Source organism: Bacteroidales bacterium, from assembly GCA_012519055.1.
Lineage (GTDB): Bacteria > Bacteroidota > Bacteroidia > Bacteroidales > Salinivirgaceae > JAAYQU01.
Genome location: JAAYQU010000041.1, coordinates 1 through 24,175 on the forward strand (window position 1 = coordinate 1; position 24,175 = coordinate 24,175).

Consider the following 24,175-nt stretch of genomic DNA (forward strand, 5'->3'; position numbering starts at 1 on the left):
ACTCCGTCAACACCAGTGTTTTGCGTTATAAAATCCATTTGTACAAGTTCGCCATTTTCGTTGATATTAGGAACTCTAATTTCAACAGGGCTACCATATAGTGGTCTTATTTCTCCCGTGTCTCTTTTCTTTTGAAGCACTGTAACTTTTATGTTGCCTGTAGGTGATTCATTGTATTTGTCAACTATTAACTCCATAGAAATATTTGCTCCCATTCCTGTCCAACCTATAGCTTCTCCAATAATTAGTAAATTACTATGAAAAGAGGGTTGTGTTATCTTGTCCGCACCAATATAGAATCTTAAACCACCAGTATTAAAACGAAGAACAGCAAGATATGCCTGACCCTCTACTGTTGGTGTAATATATCCGCTTGCTTTGTCACAGTAAAACGGCAGGAATACCCACGAGTCAGCCATAGTTGAATAGATAGGAGTTGAAGCACTATACATAATTGGCGCAGTTAAATCGTAATTTCCCGCAGTGTCAGACTCATAAATTTCTGCAGTTAGATAGGCAGCACTTCCTGCATCCCAAATATTCCAGTTATCCAAGTCATTAGTGATATATGTGTTAATACCTCTAAATACGTAAGGAGCAGGTATTTCTGTACCGGGAATAGTATCTATTGGTGGATTTAAGAAAAATTCAACAGCAAGACCATCGCCATCAACGGTTCCTGTATAACTGAACGGGGTTTGATGTTCGGTGTTGGCTGTTAAGGGATTTGCGTAACCAAAAATGTTTTCGGTTATATGGAAATCGTAGCGATATAGATTATCTTCAGGTGCTTGATCTTCAACTGAGCCAGAAACAACGCCATCATAGTAGTATGATCCAACACTTTCAATTGTTTTTGGAATTTGAAAATTGTGAATTGCCACAAAAGAGGTATCAAATCCTCCTGGGGGAATACTAGTTACTACATCAGATGTTTTTTCATCAAGAATAGTTCCATCTTCTTTTACAACTTTTGTAGTCATCACAGCTTCGGGAAATGCTTCTACACCATAGTTTTTAGCAATTGCTCTTGAAGTTACAATTTTTTGAAACGCGTAGTATGGGTTGTAATATGGGGTACCTGTAAATCTTTTATTGTAGCTAGGTGTAAGATAGCTTATCAATTTACCTTCTTTATAGTCAACCCAATATCCCATTAACCTAACATCGTGTGAATAAGGTTGAAATAATTTAAAATCGTCAACCATCCAATAGTAATGAGATTCTCCTTTTATGTGTAGTCGAATATAAACAGTTGGTTGATTGGCTGCAGCATCGCTAATCGGCATTTCATATACACTCGGATTTGAAGTTGTCGAGGCTGTAGATGCCTGCTCTACATCATAACGAGTCCAGTTAATGTTATCGTTACTTACGTACAGTTTTGGACCTACTTCAGCAGAGTATGGGACACAACAGAAACGGTGATGCTGCTCAAAATATACGCAAACAGCAGAATTTTCCGTGGCATCAACAACTGGAAATTGAATATACGAATCCATAATTACATCAGTCGCTACTCCTTCTGAAGTAGTGTTATAGAAGTCAAGCTCAAACATAATAAATCCTTTTTCCCCACCCGGTGTATTGTCGCTGGTTGATTTAATCTTTATGCTATTGTTAGGGACATCCCAAACATCGGTACCTGGAGAGGTGTATATACCACGTGGTCCCTCATCAGACCAACGCCAGAAGAAGTTGTTCCCTGTAGCGTCAAACACACTCCATCCTGCGGGCATATTTTCTGGAACGGCAACGCCACCAACGCTGGCTGCGCTCCAGTCTGAAGCGTTAAAATACTCTTCGAAAATAATATCACCAGGTGCTTTATATGTTCTGGTTGTAGTTTCCTGTTCGTTGTATTGTGGTGCGTCTGTAATTTTCAACAAACGCGGTTGAGGTTCGGCTAATCGTTGCGCAAATAGCGAAAAGCCTACTACTAATATTCCAATAATTAGTGTGAATTTTTTCATAATCAGCAGTTATTTTAAGTTAAACCAAACAAAATCCAATGTAAATATATTCCTTTTAAAGAGTAAAAGCAAGTGTTTTATAAAAAAGTTGCATCTTGTGCATACCCTACAACTTCTATTTCTTGAATTTTCAGGTTTGGTACTAAACCATTAAGGTATTAAGTATAGACTGAGCATGCTCCGATTCTACAATGTGTTGATATTGCAATAGAGACGCCATAATATGACGTCTCTACAACAAGCTGACATTAAGTCGATTAATTCAGCTTCACTGCATTTTTTGTCGTCACTCGGCATAGCTCAATCAAGCTTGGCTCTGCTCTCGCTACTAAGAAAATTGTTAATTGCTCATTGCACATTGTTCATTGCTTAATAAATCGTTGTGTTGTTGAGTTTCCGTTGTTATCGAACAATGTTACCAAATATACTCCAGTAGCGTAGTTTGAAATGGATATAGTTTGTACTTCTGTTGGGTTTTCAATTGTTTCAACCACTTGTCCAACAATATTGCTAATAACTATTCTTGAAATATTTACGGGGCTTTCAATGGTAACAGTATTGTTTGAGGGAACTGGGTATAATTTAACATCACGCAATAGGTCATACTCTTCGATATTTAAAACATCAACATCAAAAGTGATGGTTACTTCATACTGTCCTGAACCTTGAACAGTTACCCCAGTCAACTTTTTTATTGGGTTACCTTCTTCGTCAACAGCAATTGCACCACCTTCAGTTACCAAGGTTGCGGCAACGGCATACGAACCAGATCTCAAGCTATCGAGAGTGATAACTCCGTCAACACCAGTGTTTTGCGTTATAAAATCCATTTGTACAAGTTCGCCATTTTCGTTGATATTAGGAACTCTAATTTCAACAGGGCTACCATATAGTGGTCTTATTTCTCCCGTGTCTCTCTTCTTTTGAAGCACTGTAACTTTTATGCCGCCTGTAGGTGATTCTCCATATTTATCAATTATTAACTCCATTGAAATATTTGTTTCCACTCCTGTCCAACCAACAGAATTATACCAACTGATAAGCAAATTGCTATAGAATGAGGGTTGTGTTACTTTGTCAGCACCGATAAAGAACCTTTCATCAGTAAAAAAACGAATCACAGCAGCATATGCATGACCCTCTTCAGTTGGCGTTATATTTTCAGAAACTCCGTCAGAAATAAATGGTAAGAATACCCAAGAGTCCACCATGGTTGAATCGATTGGAATTGAAGCACTTGATATAATTAGTTCTGTCAATTCAAATTCATTGTACTCATGGATTTCAGCGGTTAGATAAGCAACCTTTCCTGCTCTCCATATTTTCCAGTTATATGTATCGTTACTTATGTATGTGTTAATACCCCTTAATACATAAGGAGCGGGCGTTTCTGTACCGGGAATGTTTTCTGTTGGTGGGTCTAAGAAAAAAACAGCACCAATAGCTTCGCAGTCAGTCATGACAAATGGGCTAATACGATCTGTACCAGCTGTTTTGGGATTTGCGTAACTAAAAACATTTTCTGTAATATTAAAATTGTAACGATATACGTTATTATCAGGTACTTGATCCTCTTCTGCACCAGAAATAACGCCTTCGTAGTAGTATGAACCGACACTTTCAATTGTTTTAGGAATTTGGAAATTATGGGTTGCCACAAAAGAGGTATCAAACTCTCCTGATGCAATGCTGCTTACAACTGCAGATGTTTTTTCATCAAGAACGGTTCCGTCCTCTTTTACAACTTTTGTGGTAATTATAGCTTCATGAAATGACTCTCCTCCAAAGTTAACAGCAATTGCTCTTGAAGTTACAATTTCTTGAAATGCAAAGTATGGGTTGTAAAAAGGTGTGCCTGTAAATCTTTTTTGTAGTGTGGTGTAAAATCATTTCCTGAAAAATAGTTTGCCCATTTTTCATCTTTATAGTCAATCCAGTAGCCCATTATTCTGACATCGTATGGTTCTGGTTCATACATCACAAAATCGTCAACCATCCAATAGTAATGAGTTTCTCCTTTTATGTGTAGTCGAACATAAACAGTTGATTGATTTGCTGCAACATTACTAACTGATACTTCATATACACTTGGGTTTGTTACAGGTGTGGCATTAATAGATGCCTGATTTACATCATAACGAGCCCAGTTAACACTATCATTACTTATATACATTTTTGGTCCCACTTCAGCAGAGTAGTTTGCACAACAAAAACGGTGATACTGTTCGAAATAGATATTCACAGCATAATATTCTGTAGTACTAACAACTGGCATTTGAATATAAGAATTCATCGTTACATCATCTGATGTATCATGGTTACAGTTGTAGAAGTCAAGCTCAAACATAATAAACCCTTGTTCTCCTCCTGGTATATTGTCGCTGGTTGATTTAATCTTTATGCTATTGTTAGGAACATTCCAGTAGTATGAAGTATATGGACCTCGTGGTCCTTCAGTTGACCAGCGCCAGAAAAAGTTGTTTCCTGTAGCGTCAAACACACTCCATCCAGCTGGCATGTTTGCCGGAACAGCAACGCCATCAACGCTGGCAGCGCTCCAATCAGATGCGTTAAAATATTCCTCGAAAATAATATTACCTGCTACTCTATTTGTTCTGGTGGTAGTTTCCTGTTCGTTGTTTTGTGGTGCGTCTGTCATTTTTGACAAACGGCATTTAGGTTCGGCTAATCGTTGCGCAAAGAGCGAAAAGCCTACTACTAACATCATAATGATTAGTGTAAATTTCTTCATAATCAGCAGTTATTTAGGTTGATACAAGCAAAGCCAAATGTAAATATATAACTTTTAAAGAGTAAAAGCAAGTGTTTAATATAATGGTTGCTTTGGTTGTTGTTGAGTTTGTCGAAATATGAACTCAACGACCGTGAGAATAAAAAAAGGGAAGACTTTAAAGCCTCCCCTTTTTTATAATTAATTTGTTAGTTTGCTAAATTAATGTTTGATTAAGCGTTGTGTTGTTGAATTTCCGTTGTTATCAAACAATGTAACCATATAAACTCCTGTAGCATAGTCTGCAACAGAGATAGTTTGTACTTGTGTTGGATTTTCAATTGTTTCAACTACTTGTCCAACAATATTGCTAATAACTATTCTTGAAATGCTTACAGGGCTTTCAACAGTAACTGTGTTGTTTGAAGGAACAGGGTATAATTTAACACCACTCAACAGGTCATACTCTTCGATGCCAAAAACGTCAACATCAAAAGTAATAGTTACTTCATATTGTCCTGAACCTTGAACGGTTACACCTGTTCTTTTCCATATTTCGTAGCCTTCTTCGTCAACTTGAATTCCCTCACCACCTTCCATTGGTAGAGCTGCATATACAGCATATGTACCTGTTCTTAAGTTGTCAAAAGTAGCATATCCGTCAATATTAGAAGATTTTGTTACGAAATCAATTCCTGCAAATTCGTTATCTTCGTCAATAATAGGAACTCTAAGTTCAACAGGACTACTCCATATTGGTCTTATTTCTCCTGAAGTTTTGTGTTTTTGAAGTACTTGAACTTTTACTTCACCTCTAGGATCTTCCATATATTTGTCAATTACTACTTCCATTGAAATATTTGCTTCCATTCCTGTCCAACCAAGGCCACCAGCTAATCCTCCAATTTGAAGTATATTGGCATTATATGTAGGTTGTATCATTTTGTCAGCACCAACAAAGAATCTTAGACCACCAGTGGTAAAGCGAATCATTGCAAGATATTCATGACCCTGTTCGGTAGGTGTAATGTTTTCAGAAGCACCGTCAGTAATAAATGGCAAGAATACCCATGAGTTTACTGTAGTTGAATCAATTGGAACTGCTGCACTTTGTATTACAGGCGCTTCCAAATCATAAGAAAATCCTCCTTCACCATCAGGAATACCCTCATAAATAACTGCAGTTAGGTAAGCAAAATCACCAGCTCTCCAAATATCCCAGTTATATCCATCGTTATTAATGTGAGTATTAATACCTCTTAATACGAAAGGAGCGGGTACTTCTGTACCTGGAATGTTCTCTGTTGGAGGATCTAAGTAGAAGATAACACCAATACCGTCACCGTCAACGGAAGTTGTATAGCTAAATGGACTTTGGCGGTCAGAAAAGGCTGTTTTTGGATCTGCATAACCAATAACGTTTTCAGTAATATGGAAATCATAACGATAAGCGTTATTCTCGGGAGCTAGATCTTCTTCTGAACCAGAAACAAGTCCATCGTAATAGTACGATCCAACACTTTCAATTGTTTTTGGAATTTGGAAATTGTGAGTTGCCACAAAAGAGGTATCAAATGTTCCTGGTATGATAGAAGCTACAGTATTTGATACTTGTTCGTCAAGAACAGTTCCGTCTTCTTTTACAATTTTTGTAGTAATTTGAGCATTAGGAAATGCTAGTCCTCCAAAGTTGCTAATAATTGCTCTTGAGGTTGTGATTTTTTGAAATGCATAGTATGGGTTGTAAAATGGTGTGCCTGTAAATCTTTTTTTCCAGCTAGGTCTCAAGACACCGTCTTTAAAATAACTTTCACCCCATTTTCCATCTCTGTAGTCAACCCAGTAACCCATTATTCTAGCATCGTATGGTTCTGGTTCATACATTACAAAATCGTCAACCTGCCAATAGTAATGAGATAATGCTTTTATGTGTAGTCGAACATAAACAGTTGTTTCATTAGCTGCAACATTACTAACAGCCATTTCATATACGCTTGGGTTTGTTGCAGGTGTAGCATTAATAGATGCTTGTTCTACATCAAATTCAGTCCAGGTAGTGTTGTCACTACTGATGTACAATTTTGGTCCTACTCCAGCTTCGTAACTAGCACAGCAGAATCGGTGATACTGTTCGAAACGAACGTTTACCGCACTGTTTTCTGTAGTCTCAATAGGTGGAAGCTGAATATAAGAATCCATTGCTATATCAGTTGAACCTCCTTCAGAAGTAGTGTTATAGAAGTCAAGCTCAAACATAATAAATCCTTGTTCTCCGCCGGGTGTGTTGTCGCTGGTTGATTTAATTCTTATGCTACTGTTAGGAACATTCCAGGGACTACTGGTATATGGACCACGTGGTCCTTCAGTTGACCAACGCCAGAAGAAGTTGTTTCCTGTTGCGTCAAATACACTCCATCCAGCTGGCATATTTGCCGGAACAGCAACGCCACCTTCGCTGGCTGCACTCCATTCTGACGCGTTAAAGTACTCTTCAAAAATAATATCACCAGGTGCTCTGTATGATCTGGTGGTAGTTTTTTGTTCGTCGTTTTGTGTAACGTCTGTCATTTTAGACTTACGATGTTGTAGATTGGTTAATCCTTGAGCAAAGGTCATTGAACCTACTACTAACATTCCAATAATTAGTGTAAATTTTTTCATAATTGATAATTGTTTAAATTAAACTAAGTCAAACACAAATATACATTAATTATTTTAATAAACAACTACGTGGTATAAAAAAATTTAGAAATTTGGATGAATCTCTCTTTTTTCATGGTTTTCTGCAGTTTTATTTTGGTAACTGGGTTTATACTTCGATCGGCTTAATAACCATTGAAGTGGTTATAACGTGTTGTGCGATATTAGTATCAATAAGTTCAGTTACAGAAGGTTAGATTGCATTGTAGTAGCTATCTCTTTCAATAGGTGTTTTTCCCTCTGCTTGTATCGCCAAGCATAACTCTTGTGTGGAGATTCCATCTTTACCGATATTTCCGGTTGTAGAGTAAATTTCGGTTGATTGGGATATTGTTCCATCTAGATCGTCAGCTCCGAATGATGTCATAAGAATAGCTTTTTGCAACCCTAACATGGGCCAATATGCTTTTATGTGTGGTATGTTGTCGAGAAAAATCCGTGAGATGGCATATGTCCGTAGGTCATCAATAATTGAAACTTCATTTGTTAAACCCAATTGGTTTTCTGATAAACGGTATTTTAGCGGGATAAAAGCATTAAAACCTTTTGTTTTGTCTTGCAGGTTACGAATGGCTTCAAGATGTTTTATGCGGTGTAGAGTGTTTTCAATGTGTCCGTATAGCATTGTGGCATTTGTGGTAATTCCAAGCATGTGTGCCACTTCGTGTATTTTTAACCAATCTTCGCCTGAAAGTTTATCGGGGCAGGCTATGTTTCTAATTTTGGAATCAAAAATTTCTGCACCGCCACCGGGCATTGATTGTAAACCGCTATTTACAAGTGCTTGCAAAACTTCCGTATAAGTTTTTCCTGATAGTTCGGATAAGTATTTGATCTCTTCGGCAGTCAGCCCTTTGCGATGTATTTTGGGGAATTGGGTGCGAATGGCGGAGAAAAGGGTTGTATAAAAATCTAAATTATAATCTGGGTGTAGCCCTCCAACAATATGAACTTCAGAGATGTCACCTGCTGCCTTAATTCTGTCTATTATTTGTTCGTGAGAGAGTTTATATGTGTCACTGTCGCCTTCTGTACGGCGATAGGAGCAGAACTTACATCTGTTTTGGCATATATTTGTTGGCTCGATATGTATGTTTTTAATGTAATATATGTTGTCACCGTTGAATTTGCGCCTTCTTATATCTGCCATAACAGCAAGCTCTCCCAATGTTGCATGTTCATATAAATATATGGCGTCATCGGTTGAAATACTTTGATGGAGTTTGATTTTATTGAAAATATCGTTATATGTAATCACTTTTGAAGTCCAGCTCTCAAATTATATTGTGCTTTTGCATCAGGTATAAAACAAAAAGAGTAGGAACACCTATTTAAGGTATTACTACTCTTTATGCTTATAGAAAATCTTTATGCTTTGTGTCGCATTTCATCAGACACGGTTAATTTTTTACGTCCTTTAGCACGACGACGAGCCAAAACTGCACGACCTGCTGCAGTTGCCATTCTTTCGCGAAAACCGTGTTTGTTTTTTCTTTTGCGTAGCGAAGGTTGGAATGTTCGTTTCATTTGAGTATATTTTTCTTACGTTTATATTACAAAGCAGAATAAGCTTTTTATTTTTCGGACTGCAAATTTAAGCCTTTTCATTGTAATAATAAAGTGTTTTTAATAAATTTTAAATTAAAAATTCAAAATTGCAGAGAGTAGAGACGTCATATTATGGCGTCTCTACATATTATGGTGTCTCTGCAATTTTTTGATTATCAGTTTGTTGGTTGTGGAAGACGCCACGATGTGACGTCTCTACAGTGTACTGATTCTCAGTTTTATTTTACTACTTTTAGTCTGATATTGGTGCCAAAGTGCAGACTAAGTTTCTGTCTCCATATCCGTTATCAACGCGTGCAACGTAGGGCCAGAATTTGTTTTCCTTAATCCATTCTAATGGGAAAGCAGCCTGTTCACGACTATATTTATGCTTCCACTCGTTTGCTGTTACCTCAAACACAGTGTGTGGAGAGTTTACCACAACGTTATTAGTTTTATCGTCTTCGGCAATGGCTTCAATCTCTTTCTTAATAGAAATCATTGCATCGATAAATCTATCAAGCTCTTGTAGTGATTCACTTTCGGTTGGTTCAACCATAAGAGTATCAGCAACCGGGAATGATAGCGTTGGTGCGTGGAAGCCATAATCTATAAGACGTTTAGCTATATCGGTAGCATCGACACCATAATTTTGACGGAAACTGCGACAATCTAAAATCATCTCATGTGCACAGTGTCCTTTTTCTCCTGTGTATAGAACATCGTAATATTTGTTTAAACGAGCAGCGATATAGTTAGCATTCAAAATTGCCATTTTTGTTGCATGCGTCAAACCATTTGCACCCAACATTTTAATATATCCGTGTGTAATACACAATATATTTGCACTGCCATATGGAGCCGACGATACTGCTTTAATAGCTTTATCGCCACCAACTTTTACATATGGGTTAGATGGTAGGAATGGTGTTAAATGTTTTGCAACGCAAATAGGTCCAACACCTGGTCCGCCACCTCCGTGAGGACTGGCAAAGGTTTTGTGTAAGTTCAAATGGCAAACATCAGCACCGATTAAGCCGGGGCTTGTTAATCCAACTTGTGCGTTCATATTGGCTCCGTCCATATAAACCTGTCCTCCGTTTTCGTGGATAATTTTCATCATTTCACAAATACGACTTTCGAAAACTCCGTGTGTCGATGGATAGGTTACCATAAATGAGCATAGGTTATCTTTATGTTCCGCGGCTTTTGCTCTTAAATCGTCAACGTCGATGTTTCCATTTTCGTCACAGGCAACTACAACAACGTCTAATCCTGCCATAACAGCACTAGCTGGGTTTGTTCCGTGTGCCGATGAAGGTATTAATACAATATTGCGATGTCCTTGACCAATAGACTTTTGGTAAGCTCTGATAACCATTAAACCAGCATATTCGCCTGCTGCGCCTGAATTGGGTTGTAGTGTTGTTCCTGCAAAACCTGTTATGACAGCAAGGTCGTCTTCAAGCTCCTTGATTAGCTGTAGATATCCTTCGGTTTGATTTTTTGGTGCAAACGGGTGGATATTTGCAAACTCGTTCCAAGTCATTGGCAACATTGCGGTTGTGGGATTAAGCTTCATTGTACATGAACCTAATGGAATCATTGAGTGGTTTAGTGCAATATCGCGGCGTTCCAATTTTGTGATATAACGCATCATCTCTGTTTCAGAGCGATATGAGTTAAACACATCATGCTGCAAATATTTGTCAGTTCGTTTCATGCTCTCTGCAATTATTGGCTTGCATTCTAAGGCTGAAATTTGTGAAGATTTTTTACCTGCAGCTTCGGCTAAAACTGCCACGATGTTGTTAAGGTCGTCAATTGATGTTGTTTCATCAAGACTTATAGTTATTGTTTTGCTGTCAACATAATTGAAATTCATGTACTTAGCTTCGGCAAGTGTTTTGATTTTATCCGTCGTAACATTTGCAGGAACTTCAATGTGTAGTGTGTCAAAAAACGATTTATTGGTTTGTTTGTAGCCAAGCTCAGCAATTCTTCGGTTAAGTTCTGATGTTTTGCAATGGATTTTGCAAGCAATCTGTTTAATGCCCTCTGGTCCGTGATAAACGACATACATTCCGGCTAAAGTTGCAAGTAGTGCTTGTGCTGTACATATGTTTGATGTTGCTTTTTCACGTTTTATATGCTGTTCGCGAGTTTGCAACGCTAATCTTAGTGCTGGGTTTCCGTGTCTGTCAACAGAGATTCCGACAATACGTCCGGGAATTTGTCTTTTAAATTCATCTGTAACAGCGAAATAGGCTGCATGTGGTCCGCCAAATCCCATTGGTATTCCGAAACGTTGTGTCGAACCTAATGCAACATCAGCTCCCCATTGTCCCGGAGGAGTTAGCATAGTAAGGCTTAAAATATCGGCTGCAACAGCTACTTTAATCCCTGATGCGTGAGCTTTTTCAGTAATGTTTTTGTAATCACGTATTTCGCCTTTTGCAGTTGGATATTGAATTAGGACGCCAAATGTTTTATCGTCGAAATTGTGAGTCATAATATCGGTATAAACTATCTCGATATCTAAAACGCTTGCTTTAGTTTCGAGTACCGCTTTTGTTTGAAGGAATACGTCCTTGTCAACAACGAATTTGTTTGCATTGTTTTTGATTTGTGCTCTTTCGCGCTTTTTGAAAAACATAATCATAGCCTCACCTGCTGCGGTTCCTTCGTCTAAAAGCGAACTATTGGTTATAGGTAGTCCTGTAAGTTCAGAGACAACAGTTTGGAAGTTTAGTAAAGCCTCTAATCGTCCTTGTGATATTTCGGCTTGATATGGGGTATAAGATGTGTACCAACCCGGATTTTCTAAAATATTTCTTAAAATAACCGATGGCATTATGGTATCGTAATATCCCTGACCAATAAAAGAGCGAAATATTTTATTTTTTTTAGCCATTTTACGAACATGATTTAAATACTCATATTCGCTCATTCCTTCCTGAGCCATATCTAAAGGCTTGGTATAACGAATTGATTTAGGAACGGTTTGGTCTATCAATTCATCTAAAGATGAGACCCCAATGGCTTTTAACATGCTTGCAATTTCGCTTTCACGTGGTCCAACGTGACGGTTTAAAAATTTGTTAGTTGCTTCCATATAGATTTATTTATGTTGATTATTATAATTTGATTTTCTGCAATATGAAAATATCATGCCAAATAAAGCTCAATGTGTAAAGATGTGATTATAAGGCATGTGGATTTGTTGCAATCATAGTCTGAACAATGCATAAACATAAGAAATTTAATTGAATATTCTTAACTTATTTAACGAAAAGTGTTAAATTTGACCTCTGTCTAAAAACGCAAATTTACAAAGAACTCTGATAAAAAATTGTGTTATATGTCATAAAGATATTTGTATACTTATGTTTTAGGCAGTTATAATCTTTTTTAATAACTACAAACTAATATCAGTATAATGAGACAAATAAGTTTGATTTTGGTTTTGATAATTTTTGCAATAGTTGAAAATTTTGCACAAGCTCCTGTAATTTGGACTGTTAGCGGCGACAGTATTGTTGTGCGCGAGGTTGAAGATTTTCAAGACACGTCGTTAATTTCAATTAAATACAAGAGTATGAGAGAGAGATGGACGGATATAGATCGTCAAGATATATTTTCAATAAAACTGTCCGATGACAATCTACACTACTTATATCAGCCTCTGTTTGAGGGAGATAAAAACTTGGATCAGATGAAGCTGTATATTGATGGTCATAGAGAGGGCTATAAAGGCAAGACATATGGGGCGTTTCTAATTGGATTTGCTTCTGGTTCGTTGGGGATGTTGTTACCTCCTGACAATATTTATGTGGCACCTCTGTTTCCACTTACTGCTGTTATTTGCGTAGGCAAATTTTCAGGTAAGAAAACCATTAATTTTAACGACGAGAACTTTATCGAAGGTTACAGCCAAAGACGTAAAAAACAGAATATCAAGTCGGCTATCTGGGGAGGATTGTCAGGTCTTGCTGTTGGTGTAACAGGGTCGTTTTTGATATACGGCTGGGGAGTCAAATAGCTGAAAGCAATGAACAATGTGTAATTAGCAATTAACAATTACGAATTACGAGTTGCGAATGAACGATTGGAACACAGATTACACGGATTTAATGTAGGGAAGACTATATCAAAGTAGGTAACGTTGTTTAACATGGGTTACGTTGTTCATTGCACTTTGCTAATTGCGAATTGATTTCAGAGGTTCTGGTCTAATGCATACACCAAAAACCATTTGTTGCCAATAAGCTCAAAACGGTATTCGGAACTCAAACCTGAGTTTTCGAGCCAAAATTTTTGATAAAACGATGTTTCTCGTTTTTTGAAAGTAGTTTTATACATAGTTGTGTCTATGTCGTAAATCCTGGTTTTCATCATTATCCAATTGTCGCGACTCCATTTCGTCTCTTGATCTCCCTGAATGATCTTTCCTTGTAAAGGGAATTTTATTCGAGACATTTGAAATGTACTATCGGTATGGAAACGATTATAAAACTTATCGAAATTTTCAGGTTTTGAAAATGGCCTGCTCTCTTTTTTATCCGGTTTTACACTTTCTGAGCTTGTGAATTTACGCGTGCCTTCCTCTGTTGTTTTACAACTAAAAGTAACTAACAAGGCAGTTATACAAGCTAATGTTATTGCCCTGTTAGTTGTAAATTTTCTTTTCCAAAGCATGATAGACGGATTTATTCTAATAGTATATTAATGTATTTCCGTGCAATAGTGACAAATAACTATAATTTGATCATAGCTTTAACCAAGTTGTATGCACCTTCATGTATATGCTTAATTGTTGAATCGAGCATATAACAAGGTGTTGTTACAACTTTGTTTTTCTTGTCAACTTTAACTTCTCCTCGTTTTGTGTTTTCATGGGTTCCTCCCATCTTTTCAATGGTTTTGGCTGTACCATCGTCAGAGCCAATAGTTATTTGAACATTGCCTAAAACTCGTGCAATAACAACCGGAGCTATACATAGTGCCCCGATAGGTTTGTTTGCTTTATGTGTTTCGCGTATTGCCTTTTCAACATCACTGTTTACTTTACACTTATCGCCTTCGGTAGCAAATGTTGAGAGGTTTTTTGCAGCACCGAATCCTCCCGGGAAGATAATTCCGTCGAAATCGGCAACTTTATACTCCGACAATGGTTTGATTTCGCCACGAGCTATGCGTGCCGATTCTGCTAAAACACTTCGTTTTTCGTTAGTGGTCTCTTTTGTGAAGTGATTTACAGTTTGCGTTTGTTCGATATCGGGAGCAAAAATTTTGTACGTACAGTTGTGTTGGTCAACAGCCAACATTGTCATCACCGCTTCGTGGATTTCGGAACCGTCAAAAACTCCGCATCCTGAAAGCACAATTGCAAATGATTTTTTCGCCATAGTTTTTTGTTTTAATTGTTAATATTCCTTGAGTGTACAAATTACAAAAAAAACGAATTATTTGCAACTTTTTAGTCTCACTAAAAGGGAGAAATATCTATTTGATATCTTCAATGTACTTTAAAGAGTTGATAATATTGTGAGCTGTAAAATCAATTTGCATGGGAACTACCGCTACATAATTGTTTTCTAAAGCCCAAATATCAGTATCTTCGGCACCTTCTTCAAAGTTTTTTAAATCGCCAGCAAGCCAATAATATTCGCCTCCGTATGGATCGACGCGTTTTTCAAATTCTCCTCTCCAAGAGCCATGTGTTTGCCTGCAAATCTTAATTCCTTTAACTTGCTTTAACGGTGCTTTTGGGATATTTACGTTTAAGCTTGTATATTCTGCTAATCCATTTTCTAATATTTGACGAAAAATAATATCGGCATAATATTTTGAAGCCTCAAAATCAGCATCAAGGCAGTGGTCAAGAAGCGAAAATCCTACTGATGGTACACCATTTAGACATGCTTCAAGGGCAGCACCCATTGTGCCGCTGTATATTACACTTATGGAGGCATTGCTTCCGTGATTAACGCCACTAACCATAATATCAGGTTTTCGGGGAACAACCTGACTTAAGCCAAGTTTAACGCAATCGGCAGGTGTTCCGTTGCACTTATAAAGCTTAACGCCCGGTTTTGAATAAACTTGTTTTACCCGTAACGGATATTTTATGGTTATTGCGTGTGCCATTCCCGAATTAGCACTTTCAGGTGATACTGCAATAATATCACCATATTTTTCAACAACCTCGACAAGGGCACGAAGACCGTTTGCATAAAAACCGTCATCGTTTGACACAAAAATTAGTGGGCGTCTATTTTTTCCTGACATATTTATCCTTTCTGTTTTAAGGCAGCAAAGATAACAAAAAGTAGGATAATTCATGTTAAGAAAAAGACACAGGGGAGATTCAATTAACAATTAGCAATTAGCAATTTTTTAGGAGCGAAACTTAATTTAGTTAAAAGTTGAAATCTTGTGGTTTTTAGCCTATTTGTCTATATTTGTTTAAATTTACGTTGCTATGGAAAGTTTTTATATCAACCTAAATTCGCATCCTGAAAGAAGCAAGCGGTTTCGTCGTTTTATTATTTTAATTTCCATAATTTTGGTTATTATGGTAGGGTTAACATTTTGGGCGTTTTATGCTTTTTCAATTTTTAATATATGGCTAATCCTGCTTTTGTCTCTCCATACAATTATTTATTTCTATCTGGTTTATAAGGGCTATAAGAGTGAGCTTTATGTAAAATCTGATAGCTCAGTTTTATCGTACAAACTCTCTTTATACAGACGTACACCGACACTTATTTTTTGGGGTTCCATAAGAAAGGTTAAAATAGGTCCTACTTACGTTACTTTTCATAAGCGTTCTGGCAAACGTAAAACGATGTATTTAGGTTGGTTGTCGTATGCAAACAATATTAATATAAAACACAATATTGATATTATTGCAAGACAACTTAACATAGAAATTGAATATGGAGAGATAATTGAATATGTTGAGTAAAAAGGTGGTATTAAAAGCGATAATCCCGGAAAGCAAAACTTGCTTTCCGGGATTATCGCTTTTAAGGGAACGGTCTATTGTTTAATACATCTGATTGAATATCCCTTGTTTACACCTATCTGAATGCTATCCAATAAGCCACTGGGGAATTGAATAGACATGGGGAGTATATTATGTTGTGTCCAGTAAAAAGCGTTGGTATTGATAAGTGAAAAACTTGCATTATTAATGTTGTCGATCCATGTAAAACTACCTGCTGGTATAGCTCCAAATCCTGTGGAGTTAGTTATTTCTTCTGGAATAGATGACCACAGGAACTGATTGCTTAGCAATGCAGTAGCATCACCGGGGAATGTGGTAGTTGCATAACTTAACAATTCTAACCAGTCTGCTTCGACAGGAAGCCTCCAACCTGTGGGACATATTTGTTTCCCACTAGACATTATCTCTTTGTCGTATAAATAGCCATAAATTGCAGGGCTTGCATATTCACCAGGATTGAACTGGTAGCTTTTGTATAACAAATTTAAGCCTGTGCTACTATCAATTATGGGGTCGCCGTTGGTGTATCTGGTTACCATCAGGTTTTTACCTAACCACTCTTGATTGCCTACTTTTACAACAGGATAAATATTACCGTCAATGTCTGTGATGAACGAAATAATTGCTCCTCCTACGTTTATGTTACCTCCTACATATACATCTCCCTCACTGTATATTGTATTGGCAACGTATGTACAATCTTTATCAACGTTAAACAGTTTTCTGTATTCTAAAGTTGGACTTAATGTTCCTACTGTAAATGCACCTTTTATTCCTTTTGTTCCTGTTTCGTTCATAGCAAAGGTAACGCTGTCGGGTCTTAGTTCAAAATAGTTTTTAGGGTTGGATTTTCCAGCTGATAGTCCGCCAATGGCAAATCCTCCCTTCCCGGCTTTATTTCTTGAAGAGTCATCGAAATTAAACTGAATTAATTCGGGTTTCAGTGAGAGATATTTCTCTCCTGCTGTTTTCCCAGCTGATAACCCTCCAATGGCGAAACCTCCTTTTGCGGCTTTTGTTTCATCGGTATCTATGTAGAAACGAATGCTGTCGGCATTTAGTGTAAAGAATTCTGTGTTGGTTTCTTTCCCGGATGATAATCCTCCTATTGCGAAACCTCCTTTTGCAGCACGTTTGGTTGCATCTATGTCGAAATTGAAGCTAACCAAGGTGGGGTCGAGTGAGAAGTACGGTTTTACAACATTTTTCCCAGCACTTAATCCGCCAATGGCGAAACCTCCTTTTGCAGCTTTAGCGCTGTCAACATTAAAATGAATAAATGAGCTATCGGGAGTAACTTTGAAATATTCTATTCCGTTATTTTTCGTGGAACTAAGTCCTCCTATTGCGAAACCTCCTTTTGCGGCATAAGAGGGATCATCGTTAATCATGATTTTAACTTCGTTTTCGTAAACGGCAAAGACGGTGTCGCCCTGGACATTTCTAACAGCAAAAATTGCTGTATTTCTGTTTTTAGTTTGTGAAGCGTTAATTATTACTCCTGAGTTATCAGCTATAAGGGTAGAGTTAGCTACCCATTTTTCGCCCGTATGGGCAAGAGTTTGTCCCTCGGTACCAGGTTCACTTTCAAGACTGTTGCCAGAATAGAGAGCGTACGGGACTGAAAGTATTTGAGATGAACCCATTGCTATAAAAGAGCCACTATTGTTGATATCAACGTCAATTTGAATAAACAGTAGACCTTTTGCCCAACGGATTTGGTTAAAGTTACCCTGTTTAATATTCCCGAAGCCAACCGAGAGTGAAACAATACCCTGTTGGTTAGTGGTGTCTTGATGGTCTTCAGAATAAACTGGGGTACCTGTTACAGAGCCTTCCAGAATAGTAACACGCACAGTTACCGGAGTGTTCGCCAAAACCTCATTGTTTGAGTTTCGTATAGAAGCTTGATACGAGAATCCTTGTGGAGGTTGGGCATTTACCAGTGTGGTAAATGTTAACATAATTATTGAGTAGATTTGAAGTTTTTTCATGGATATGTTTCTTAATTTGTTTGACATTTTGTTGTGATTTGGTCTTACTATGTTGTAATAAATTGTAAGGATCTTCAATTTGATATGGATTTTATATGATTCCCTAGCTTTGTAACTATTTAGTTGAGAAATTTATCGTGTTGCTGTATAGTGTGTCATTCTGATATATTATTGCAGCTCTATAATAATATGCTTTACCTTGGATTAAACCTGTGATTTCGGAGGTGAATTCGCTGTCAGCATCATAGACTTGTCCATTTTCTAACGTGCATTCAGGTGTTTCAGAAACAATGAATTTTCTACTAATCTCGGTCATGTTGCCTTCTTCGACTATTTGAACTTCCAGCCTTACTGAAGTAGTAGAGAGTGCAACAGGTTGTTTTAAAACAATGTTGGCATGATACTGTTTTCCTTCTTGTGGTTTCATGCAGCGAACATTTAATGATGTTTGATTGTGTATATGTTCCATTACAATGCTGTCGTTATTGCTACTTAACTTGTAACAGTATCCGTTAAATGGGTCGTAAATATCTTTACTCCAAAATAAAGCTAATTCGTTTATGCTATTATAATTTCCACTTGTAAAAACTCCTGCAGGGTATGCGTTAAATTCTGTTGAACCGTCGCCGGAATGGATGTTCCATTGCGTGTCGCCTTGAGCGGTACTTTTTAGTTTTTCCCCTGCATTGTTGATACCACCAAGATAAGAGATAAGTTCATTCCAGTCGTCATTACGTGGCATTTGCCAGCCTTGTGGACATACTCCGAGTGGATTGGTAACAACTATATTTTGATAGTAGTTGCCGTATTCAAGTTGATAGGTAGGGTCAGATGCAGGCACCCAGAATGAATATGCTCCAGACAGGGATATGCTATCGTAATTGTTATAAGTTTCAACTTTTAAATTCTCGGCCATCCACTCTTGGTTGCCTATTTTTACAACAGGATATTTGTAACCACTATTGTCGAATACAGAAGGTGCGGTTTCTAGGTCAGTATAGACATACCAAAGACTTGAATAAGCTGTACCTCGCTCATTAGTAGCGTAAGCTTTAACATAGTACGATGTAGAACTATTCAAATCTGTAGTAATACCACGGACTAAACCAGTTTCTAACGGTTGTTCAGTTTTTTTGAAATATTTATTAATATTAACATCTGGCAATGTATCAATGATGTATCCCATAACACCATAGATAGAATTTCCTGTATTTGCTACTGTAAATTCAAAGTATATAGAGTTGTGCGTTGTTTTTGCTTCTGTTGTTGGGTCTATGGAAGCTTTGTGTATTACGTTTTTAACACATCGTATAGAACGGTATTTCCCTTCTGTTTCAATAGGCTCCTCAGCTATATACAACTGGGTATCGTAACCTAAATTGTAATAGAAAGTATAATAATCACTACTATGCTCAGTCCAGAAATTGGCACTCTGTCCATATTCTTGGTAGCCATCCGTTGACGAGTAATATCCAGCAGGAAGTGCTGTAAATCCAGTACTATTTTGGTTATAACTACCATTTACCCACGCTGTTGAACTGTCCCTTAAATCATAACCGGAGTAGTTTGCATTCATATCAAGATCAGTCCACTCTTCAGTCCCCGCTACTCTCCAACCTGTTGGACAAATATTTTTGTGTGGTTGTTGTGTTTGATGACTAACAGTTGTGTATTTAGAGTATAAGCGTCCAAATCGTTCTAATGAATCTTGGATGAAGGGTTCCACAACATCTGTGGTGTCTATATCAGTGCCGTCAGAATATTTTAGGGTGCGTAAATTACTTGTCATCCAATTATATCGCCCAATATACTTGGTTTCATATACGTTGCCGGATGCATCAGTGACTGTACCATATTGTTGTGCGGTTGTAAATGGCCGAGCATCACTATAATAAGTGCCGCCTGTACAATATATATATGATTTTGCATAGTAATTAGTGTTTTCTATCAAACTATCAATAAAATAACTTACTGGTTCAAATGGAAAAGAATAGTTTGTTTCTTTTCCCAGATAGTTAGTTAAATCAATAGTTTCATTATCGCCCCATATAAATCCTACCTCAACAGCTGAACCCATTATTTCTGGATAGTTGTAAAAACTTCCTTCAACTAATGCTCCATTGCTAGTTACATCGTAAATATAGGATAACTTTGCCGGATATGGTCCGGTTTCGAAATAGTCGGAATGTGCACTATAATTACCGTAAATAGTGTCTTGCCCTGAGATTATGTATGTTTTTATATAATACATGGTATCTTTGTCCAAATCTGTAATATTTAAATTATAAAAACCCGATGCGTTTTCATCATAATCTTGTTCACTTCTGCCTTCGGCATTTGCATAATTAAAGTCAATATTTTTATTCCAAAAACATCCAACTTTTTCGTAACTTGGAGCATACTGATTAACTTGAATACCGGCAACTACCTCATTATAAAATCTTTCGTTAATATATAAGAACTCTACAGGCGCAGGCATAGGTTGTGTTCTATTTGAAACTTGCTCACTATAGCAGGTTCTACTGTAACCGGGATAGCTTGGATCTCGTACTATTGCGTATGCACGAATAAAATATGTAGTGTCAAATAATAAGTTGTAAAAATAGCTTTCAATGTTGCCGAATGCATAGCTAGGCATGGTATCATGAAAACTGTTAACGTTTAATATTGGGTTTTCTTGTAATCCGATTACCATACCTGACCTTATTAATTCTAAGCTTCCACTACCCAAAACGTTAGATTCTAAATAAATATGATTTGTTCCTGCCTCAATAATTGATGGTGTGGCTATTACAGGACAATCAATGAAAATCGAAAGTGTTGTGAACGTTAGCTCTTCGCCGTAGGAAGTTCCGGCGCCATTGGTGGCAAAAGCTTTTACGTAATAGGTTTTGTTAGGTTCAAGATCTTGTAATTGACACCAATATTGTGTAAATAGTACCTCTGGCATAATACATTGCCCTGCAAATCTTTCAACAGTAGGATTGGCTGTAGTGTCCCAAACAAAACCAAAAGAATATATTTCTCCATCACCATCGTCAATTAGTGTTCCGATAGCAATTGCAGTAGAGTGCGTAATTTCTGTAATAAGATTGGTAGTTAGGTTAGGCTTAAAAACAAACCCGCCTTCGATGTTTATATCACCTCCAACAGTGATACCTCCAGTGGAAGTAACATTTGTGTTAATAATAACGCTTATTGGGTTTAGATTAAAGAAGCTGGTAAACTGTTCGCCGTTGTTTAAGTATCCTCCGATTGAAAAGCCTCCTATATCACCCTTGCTGTTTTCGGTTAAGGAGAATTTTGCCTCGTTTTGTGAAATGTTCAAATAATCTGTCGTTGATTTTCCTGAGCTTAAGCCTCCAATTGCAAATCCTCCCTTTTCTGCTTTTAGCGTGTCTTTATTGAATAAAATTTGTGTTCCAATTGGGGAAAGGGTAAAATAATTATTGTTGGTAATTTTTCCTGAGCTTAAGCCTCCAATTGCAAATCCTCCCTTTTCTGCTTTGTTATGGTCGGAATCTATAAAAAGATTGGTTGAATCCTGGTTAATTGCAAACAAATTTATGATTGATTTTCCGGAGCTTAATCCTCCAATAGCAAATCCTCCTTTTTCTGCTTTGCCTGCTCCTTGCATTTCGAAATTAAACAAAGAGATTGCTGGATTAAGTACAAAATAGGGGGTAGCAACAGATTTTCCAGCACTTAATCCTCCAATAGCAAATCCTCCTTTTCCTGCTTTGCCGTTTTGCGTATTAAATTGTATTCGAGTGCTATCGGGCGCAATTATTAAATACTTGTTGTTTGTGTTTCTTCCTTGAACGGTAAAAGTTCCATTTTCCACACCATCATTGGCAAGTTTAATTTCGACTCCACTGGAGTTTACTGTAAAAATAGTTTCTCCTGCCTGGTTTTTAATTTGGAAGATAGGGTCGTTTGGATTTTCCGATTGCAGAGCATCAACTGTAACACCTGTAGAGTTAACATGTAATTTGTTGTAGGCTGTCCATTTGTTTCCGTCGTGTGAAATTATCTCACCTTGTTGTCCGGGTAGTTGGTCGAGATTTCCTCCTGATTTTAAAGCATAAGGAACTGATAGAATTTGTGATGTTCCTATTAATGTGTATGTTCCGCTGTTTTGATAATCGACTTCTATCTTTAGGAATGAGGTTCCTGATTTCCAATCTATTTCGTTAAAATTACCTGTTTCGGGAGTGCCGTTTCCAATTGTGATTGAGATAATCCCAAAAGGATTAGAAACAACAGAATGTGTTTCCGAGTAAATAGGTGTGTTTGTAGCTTGCTCCAACACTATTGAAGCCTTAATTACTGTAGGCTGATTTGACAGTACCGCTCCTGACGGTGTTCGTATTACAGCTTGGTAAGGAATCTTTAAAGGTGGATTGGCATAGGACAGTATGATGTTAAAAACAGTTAATCCTAACGACAACAGTATAAGTCTCTTTTTCATACTCTTACAATTTTTATTTTGGGGTTGCAGACAGAATATTACAAATATAATATGAAAAAAATTAAATTGTTTTTAAAACAGTGATATTTTGATTTTATTAACAAAGATATGTGTGGATTTATATATAACCGGGTTAAAAAATCACTTGAAAAAACTTAGTGACCGTTTTCGGTGGCTGAGTGCGTAGCAATCGAAGCTTCCGAAAATCAATTACGGTCACTGAGTTCATCGAAGTGACCGTAGAATTTACCCCCTAATAATTTCCACTCTGCCGTTTTTATACAACTTCAATATTTTCGAGGATTTTCCACGTTTTTGTGTACGTCCGTTTTCTACTACGTAGTCAACCGAACTTAATATTTCCGGGCTTATCTCTGAGAATATAGTGGGAGAGGGGTGTCCGCTTTTGTTTGCAGATGTTGAGACTATTGGTCTGTTTAGCTTGCGGATAAGTGGAGTGCAAAAGTTGTGATTTACGATTCTTATTCCTATTGAGCCGTCTGGTGCGGGCAGGTTTGAAGCTATCTCTACAGCTTCCTCCAAAATAATTGTAAGAGGTTCGGTAGCGTATTCAAAAAGTTGCACGGCAACATTGGGCATATTGTCAATGTAGCGTCTTGCCATATCGATACTGTCAACCAATATCAACATGCTTTTGGTGGTGTCGCGTCCTTTAATGGAGAAAAGTTTCTCTACAGCTTTGCTGTTGGTGGCATCGCAACCAATTCCCCATATGGTGTCGGTTGGATAGCAAATTGTTCCGCCCTTTTTTAGTAGTTCGCAGACTTTTTCAATTTCTTGCTTGATGTTTATATTGTTCACTTATTGTATAATTTCGGATTTTTAATTTCAATCGTGTTTGTGTCGCCCTACGGGGGAGAGTTAGTAGAGACGCCATAGTATGACGTCTCTACAGTACTAACTATATAGCTACGTCGTGATTTCTTAATGCTTGGTTTAACGAGGTTTTTTTATCAGTCGATTCGGTTCGTTTGCCGATAATTAGTGCACAGGGTACCTGATATTTTCCTGCGGGGAACTGCTTTTCTCTTGTCCCCGGGATTACTACCGAATATGGTGGCACATATCCCCGATATTCAACTGGTTCGCTACCGCTAACATCAATAATGAGTGTAGATTGTGTTATAACAACGTTCGCTCCCAAAACAGCATCGTTTCCAATATGTGCACCCTCAACGACAATACATCGGCTACCTAAGAAACAGTTGTCCTCTATAATTACAGGCGATGCTTGTACAGGCTCTAACACTCCGCCAATGCCTACACCACCGCTTAAATGGACGTTCTTGCCAATCTGGGCGCAACTTCCAACAGTTGCCCATGTATCAACCATGGTTCCGCTATCGACATAAGCCCCGATATTGACATACGAGGGCATCATTATTACATCTTTTGCCAAATATGAGCCGTATCGAGCAATTGCGTGTGGCACCACTCTAACGCCAAGGTCTGAAAACCCCTTTTTTAGGGGAATTTTATCATGAAATTCGAACGGTCCAAACTCAATTGTTTCCATTTGTTTAATGGGAAAATACATAAGTACTGCCATCTTTACCCATTGGTTTACTTTCCAACCATCGGATGTTTTCTCGGATACCCTTATCTCGCCTTTGTCTAAGAGTTTTATAGTCGATTCAATTGCGTTAATAACTTCTTTTTGCTTTAGCATCGAACGGTCGTTCCATGCTTGTGTGATAATAGTTTCGAAACTCATTTATATAAAAT

Annotated in this window: 16 protein-coding genes; 2 read left to right on the top strand and 14 right to left on the bottom strand. The window is 37.5% G+C overall.

Features of this window, described 5'->3' with window-relative positions; translation table 11 throughout:
- From GX311_07500 to gcvP, 7 genes are all read right to left on the bottom strand, one after another.
- Positions 1-1,973 (bottom strand): hypothetical protein (locus GX311_07500; GenBank protein ID NLK16223.1); only part of this gene is annotated, 1,973 nt, incomplete at its 3' end.
- Positions 1,974-2,335: 362 nt separating this feature from the next.
- On the bottom strand, positions 2,336-3,631 hold the full coding sequence (locus GX311_07505) for a T9SS type A sorting domain-containing protein (GenBank protein NLK16224.1): 1,296 nt from the start codon (positions 3,629-3,631) through the stop codon (positions 2,336-2,338).
- Between the two features lie 152 nt (positions 3,632-3,783).
- A complete protein-coding gene (locus GX311_07510) occupies positions 3,784-4,725 on the bottom strand; it encodes a hypothetical protein (GenBank protein NLK16225.1) in 942 nt (313 codons plus the stop codon).
- A gap of 201 nt (positions 4,726-4,926) precedes the next feature.
- Positions 4,927-7,365 carry a T9SS type A sorting domain-containing protein gene (locus GX311_07515; GenBank protein NLK16226.1) on the bottom strand — a complete coding sequence of 813 codons (2,439 nt, stop codon included), beginning with the start codon at positions 7,363-7,365 and terminating at the stop codon, positions 4,927-4,929.
- Between the two features lie 232 nt (positions 7,366-7,597).
- A complete protein-coding gene (locus GX311_07520; GenBank protein ID NLK16227.1) occupies positions 7,598-8,662 on the bottom strand; it encodes a CofH family radical SAM protein in 1,065 nt (354 codons plus the stop codon).
- 110 nt (positions 8,663-8,772) lie between these two features.
- The gene (rpmH, locus tag GX311_07525) at positions 8,773-8,931 is read right to left on the bottom strand and encodes a 50S ribosomal protein L34 (protein ID NLK16228.1); all 159 of its coding nucleotides are present in this window, start codon (positions 8,929-8,931) and stop codon (positions 8,773-8,775) included.
- Positions 8,932-9,205: 274 nt separating this feature from the next.
- On the bottom strand, positions 9,206-12,067 hold the full coding sequence (gene gcvP, locus GX311_07530; GenBank protein NLK16229.1) for an aminomethyl-transferring glycine dehydrogenase: 2,862 nt from the start codon (positions 12,065-12,067) through the stop codon (positions 9,206-9,208).
- 324 nt (positions 12,068-12,391) lie between these two features.
- Here gcvP and GX311_07535 point away from each other — a divergent pair, with 324 nt between their 5' ends.
- A complete protein-coding gene (locus tag GX311_07535) occupies positions 12,392-12,994 on the top strand; it encodes a hypothetical protein (protein NLK16230.1) in 603 nt (200 codons plus the stop codon).
- A gap of 176 nt (positions 12,995-13,170) precedes the next feature.
- Here the strand turns inward: GX311_07535 and GX311_07540 are convergent, their stop codons facing one another.
- The 3 genes from GX311_07540 to surE form a co-directional block, all read right to left on the bottom strand.
- Positions 13,171-13,650 carry a DUF4348 domain-containing protein gene (locus GX311_07540; protein NLK16231.1) on the bottom strand — a complete coding sequence of 160 codons (480 nt, stop codon included), beginning with the start codon at positions 13,648-13,650 and terminating at the stop codon, positions 13,171-13,173.
- Between the two features lie 59 nt (positions 13,651-13,709).
- Positions 13,710-14,360, bottom strand: coding sequence for an isoprenoid biosynthesis glyoxalase ElbB (gene elbB, locus GX311_07545; GenBank protein NLK16232.1), 651 nt, complete (start codon positions 14,358-14,360; stop codon positions 13,710-13,712).
- 97 nt (positions 14,361-14,457) lie between these two features.
- Positions 14,458-15,243: a 5'/3'-nucleotidase SurE gene (surE, locus tag GX311_07550; protein NLK16233.1), complete on the bottom strand. Its 786-nt coding sequence runs from the start codon at positions 15,241-15,243 to the stop codon at positions 14,458-14,460.
- A 193-nt stretch (positions 15,244-15,436) separates the two neighbouring features.
- Between surE and GX311_07555 the strand changes: the two genes are divergently transcribed.
- Positions 15,437-15,922 (top strand): hypothetical protein, encoded by a 486-nt coding sequence (locus GX311_07555; GenBank protein ID NLK16234.1) that lies wholly within the window; start codon positions 15,437-15,439, stop codon positions 15,920-15,922.
- 74 nt (positions 15,923-15,996) lie between these two features.
- On the opposite strand, the gene GX311_07560 is transcribed toward GX311_07555, so the two are convergent.
- From GX311_07560 to GX311_07575, 4 genes are all read right to left on the bottom strand, one after another.
- Entirely contained in the window at positions 15,997-17,985 is a 1,989-nt protein-coding gene (locus GX311_07560; GenBank protein NLK16235.1) for a hypothetical protein, read from the bottom strand.
- Between the two features lie 88 nt (positions 17,986-18,073).
- Entirely contained in the window at positions 18,074-22,429 is a 4,356-nt protein-coding gene (locus GX311_07565; protein ID NLK16236.1) for a hypothetical protein, read from the bottom strand.
- A 246-nt stretch (positions 22,430-22,675) separates the two neighbouring features.
- Positions 22,676-23,236, bottom strand: a complete 561-nt coding sequence (locus tag GX311_07570) for a threonylcarbamoyl-AMP synthase (GenBank protein NLK16237.1) — start codon at positions 23,234-23,236, stop codon at positions 22,676-22,678.
- A gap of 115 nt (positions 23,237-23,351) precedes the next feature.
- Entirely contained in the window at positions 23,352-24,164 is an 813-nt protein-coding gene (locus tag GX311_07575; protein ID NLK16238.1) for a 2,3,4,5-tetrahydropyridine-2,6-dicarboxylate N-succinyltransferase, read from the bottom strand.
- Positions 24,165-24,175: the final 11 nt, after the last annotated feature.